The following is a 3,934-nucleotide window of genomic DNA, read 5'->3' as shown; positions in this document are numbered from 1 at the left end:
CGGCAATACGGGCCGTAACACCACGATCATCCGCTCAAACTACCTGCAAGACAGCTCGGCCGCGCTCTATGAAAAGGCGCGCAGCCTTTACGAGACGCTGTCGCAGGATCTGAACTACAACGTGATGTTCAGCCCGCGCGGCGTTATGATGCTGGCGCAGACCGAAGCAGAGGTGCGCGGCTATCAACGTACCGCGCACGCAAATGCGCTTCAGGGTGTCCAGACGGAATTCATCGGCCCGGACAAGGTCAAAGAGCTGTGCCCGATCATGAACATCTCGGGTCCGCGCTATCCGGTTCTGGGGGCACTGTGGCAGGCCCGCGGCGGCACCGGACGTCACGACGCGGTGGCCTGGGGTTATGCGCGTGCCTGTTCTGACATGGGCATGGACATCATCCAGAAATGCGAAGTCATCGGCGTGCGCTCTGAAGGCGGCAAGGTCAAAGGCGTCGACACCACCAAGGGTCCGATCGATTGCGACAAGCTTGGTCTGGTGGTCGCGGGCAACTCTGGCGCATTGGCTGAAATGGCGGGCTTCCGTCTGCCAATGGAATCCGTGGCGCTTCAGGCGCTGGTGTCAGAGCCGATCAAACCCTGCATGGACGTTGTGGTCATGGCCAACACCGTGCACGGCTATATGAGCCAGTCTGACAAAGGCGAAATGGTTATCGGTGGCGGCACCGACGGGTTCAACAACTATACCCAACGCGGCTCGTTCCACCACATTGAGTAAACCGTCCGCGCATTGGTCGAGACCTTCCCAATGATTTCCCGCCTGAAAATGCTGCGCCAATGGGGCGGTATCGTGGATGTGACCGGCGACCGCTCGCCCGTGATTGGCAAGACCCCTCTGGGCAACTGCTTCATCAACGCAGGCTGGGGCACCGGCGGCTTCAAAGCCATTCCGGGCGGTGGCTGGGCCACAGCGGAACTCATCGCCAAAGGCGAGCCCGGACCACTGAGCGCCGAATTTGGCATGGAACGTTTCATCGAAGGCCGCTTCATCGACGAAAGCGTCGCAGCAGGGGTGGCGCACTGATGGCCACTTGCAAAGATCTACTGGTGCGAACCGGGACCCAGTCCTCCGTTTCGAAGGAACTCTTCTTTATCCGGATCGTTGCTGGTTGGACTGTGGGGTTGATGCGTTTGACTCGTCTTGGGCGGAGCTTGTTTCAATCTGCGATCAATTCTCCATATCGCAACGATGGCTATGACAATAATTGTGATCCAAAATACAGTTTCCATAAGGAAAACGTGGACATTGGACAGCTGAAATTCAAGCAGGAGTGCGCATAGATGCTAATCCTAACTTGCCCATACTGCGGCGTCACCGCCGAAGAAACCGAATTCCACGCCGAAGGCGAAGCGCATCTGAAGCGTTTTGGTCCGGGGTCTGAGGACACCGACTTTGAGGGCTATCTCTTCATGCGCGAAAACCCCAAGGGTGTGCATCTGGAACGCTGGCGCCACCAAAACGGCTGCGGCAAATATTTCCACGCCGCGCGCTGCACCATGACACTTGAGGTCTTTGGCACCTATCCCGCGCAAACCTATGAGCCTCCACAAGAGGTCAAAGAAAAGATCGCTGCCAAGCACCCCAACTGGACGTGGCGCGAGTTCTCGCTGTGATCTTTCTCTTGCCGAAAATATCCCCGCCGGAGGCATCCGGCGCATCAACCCGCAAAAAGGGCTGACACATGAGCACAAGACTTTCCACAGGCGGCAGCCTGCTGAACCGCGGCAAAGCCATCGAGTTCACCTTTAACGGCAAACGCCTGAAGGGGTTTGAGGGCGACACGCTGGCCTCGGCACTTCTGGCCAACGATCAGATGCTGGTGGGCCGCTCGTTCAAATATCACCGTCCACGTGGCATCGTGGCCTCTGGTGCCGAAGAGCCTAACGCGCTGGTAAATCTGGGCGAGGGCGGCAAGTTTGAACCCAACCAACGCGCCACCACGACCGAGCTGTTTCACGGCCTGACTGCAACCAGTCAGAACCACTGGCCCAGCCTGGAATTTGACGTGGGCGCGCTGAACAGCCTTGCATCCCGCTTTATGCCGGCAGGGTTTTACTACAAAACCTTCTTGTTCCCGCGTGCGGCCTGGAAACATCTGTTTGAACCCTTTATCCGTCAGGCGGCGGGTCTTGGCAAAGCGCCCAAAGAGCGTGACGCGGACACATACGAGCATTTCTATGCCTTCTATGATGTGGTCGTCGTCGGCGGCGGCATCGCGGGGCTTCAGGCGGCCAAGGCTGCGGCTGCGGGTGGCGCCAAGGTTCTGGTGATGGAGCAGGGCGCCACTTGGGGTGGTCGCGCCATCATCGACGGCGGAGAGATCGACGGAAAATCCACCGAGGATTTCGTTGCTGAAACGCTTAATGAACTGAAAGCAAACGAGAATGTAACGCTGCGCACCCGCATGATGGGCGCAGGCGTCTATGACCACGGCTATGTGCTTGGCTATGAACGTGTGTCTGACCACGCGCCGCAAAACGGCGGTCCACGCCACCGTCTGTGGCGGATCCGGGCAGGGCAGATCATCACCGCGACCGGCGCGATCGAGCGTCCATTGTCCTTTGCAGGCAACGATATTCCGGGCGTCATGTTGGCCTCTGCCGTGCGTGACTATGTGACCGGCTATGGTGTTTCGATCGGCGACCGTACGGTTGTTGTCACCAACAACGACGATGCGTACCGCACGGCGATTGCTTTGAAAAACGCGGGCCTCGAAGTGCCTGCGATCATTGATGCCCGTCCAAATGGCGGTGGCGCTCTGATGGCAGCGGCCAAAGATCTGGGCATTCGGGTGGAAACCGGCAAAGGTATCGCCAAGGTCAAAGGTGGCAAGCGCGTCACCGGGGTTGCGATCTGTGCGCAGGCCGGCGAAGGCGCGGTGCTGCAAGAGATCAAATGCGATTGCGTTGCCATGTCCGGCGGCTGGTCGCCTGTGGTGCACCTGTGGTCCCACTGTGGCGGCAAGCTGAACTGGGACGAGGTGCAGAACCACTTCGCGCCAGACGCATCTCGCGGCCCAACCAACCAGAACGGCGATGTTTTTGTCATTCCGGCCGGGGCCGCGAATGGTCCAGTCGATCTGGGCGCAATTCTTGCTGATGCCACCGAGGCTGGCAAACAGGCCGCGACGATGGTCGGAATGCCTCCAAAAGGGATCGAGGCACCAAAGGCCGCAGCGGTCGATGAGGCCACGATGGAAGCCGTTTGGATGATGCCGCAAGGGGCCTCGGCCGCGTTGCGCGCGAAATCCTGGCTGGATTATCAGAACGACGTCAAAGTCTCTGACGTGCGCCTCGCGGCGCAAGAGGGCTATGAAAGCGTTGAGCATACCAAGCGCTATACCACGTTGGGTATGGCGACAGACCAAGGCAAGCTGAGCAATATCAACGGCTTGGCGACGTTGGCTGGCCAGTTGAACGCGCCAATCCCTGCGGTGGGCACCACCACTTTCCGTCCGCCTTATACGCCGATCTCAATGGGCTCTATAGGCGGTGAAGCGCGGGGCGAGATTTTCCAGCCAGTCCGCCGCACGCCCATCCATGCCTGGCACGAAGAGCAGAATGCGTTCTTTGAGCCTGTCGGTCAGTGGCGTCGTCCCTATTGCTTCCCCAAAGCAGGCGAAAGCCATGCCGATGCGGTCAAGCGCGAAATCAACCAGACCCGCAGCTCTCTTGGGATGCTGGATGCCTCGACGTTGGGCAAACTGGTGGTCAAAGGCCCTGATGCGGGCAAGTTCCTCGACATGCTCTACACCAATATGACGAGCACGCTGAAGGTCGGCAAATGTCGCTATGGCCTGATGTGTAACGAGAACGGCTTCTTGATCGATGATGGTGTGGTTGCGCGCATCGACGAGGAAACCTTCCTTTGCCACACCACAACCGGCGGCGCCGAGCGTATTCACGGCTGGATGGAAGA

At 59.0% G+C, this 3,934-nt stretch carries 2 protein-coding genes and 1 pseudogene; all 3 read left to right on the top strand.

Going from position 1 to position 3,934, the window contains the following annotated elements:
- A pseudogene (locus tag ACEQWH_RS12580) lies at positions 1-1,039 on the top strand (FAD-dependent oxidoreductase); the annotation flags it as partial.
- A 257-nt stretch (positions 1,040-1,296) separates the two neighbouring features.
- Positions 1,297-1,629, top strand: a complete 333-nt coding sequence (locus ACEQWH_RS12575; protein WP_370231395.1) for a sarcosine oxidase subunit delta — start codon at positions 1,297-1,299, stop codon at positions 1,627-1,629.
- A 68-nt stretch (positions 1,630-1,697) separates the two neighbouring features.
- Positions 1,698-3,934 (top strand): 2Fe-2S iron-sulfur cluster-binding protein (locus tag ACEQWH_RS12570; RefSeq protein ID WP_370231394.1); only part of this gene is annotated, 2,237 nt, incomplete at its 3' end.

It is taken from the genome of Cognatishimia sp. (assembly GCF_964229375.1).
Lineage (GTDB): Bacteria > Pseudomonadota > Alphaproteobacteria > Rhodobacterales > Rhodobacteraceae > Cognatishimia.
The sequence above is the reverse complement of the archived record's forward strand: the minus strand, read 5'-3'. Positions and strand labels throughout refer to the sequence as shown.

Coding starts and splice junctions, on each gene's coding strand:
- ACEQWH_RS12575 (WP_370231395.1), top strand. CDS start 1,297: ATGCTAATCCTAACTTGCCCATACTGCGGCGTCACCGCCGAAGAAACC.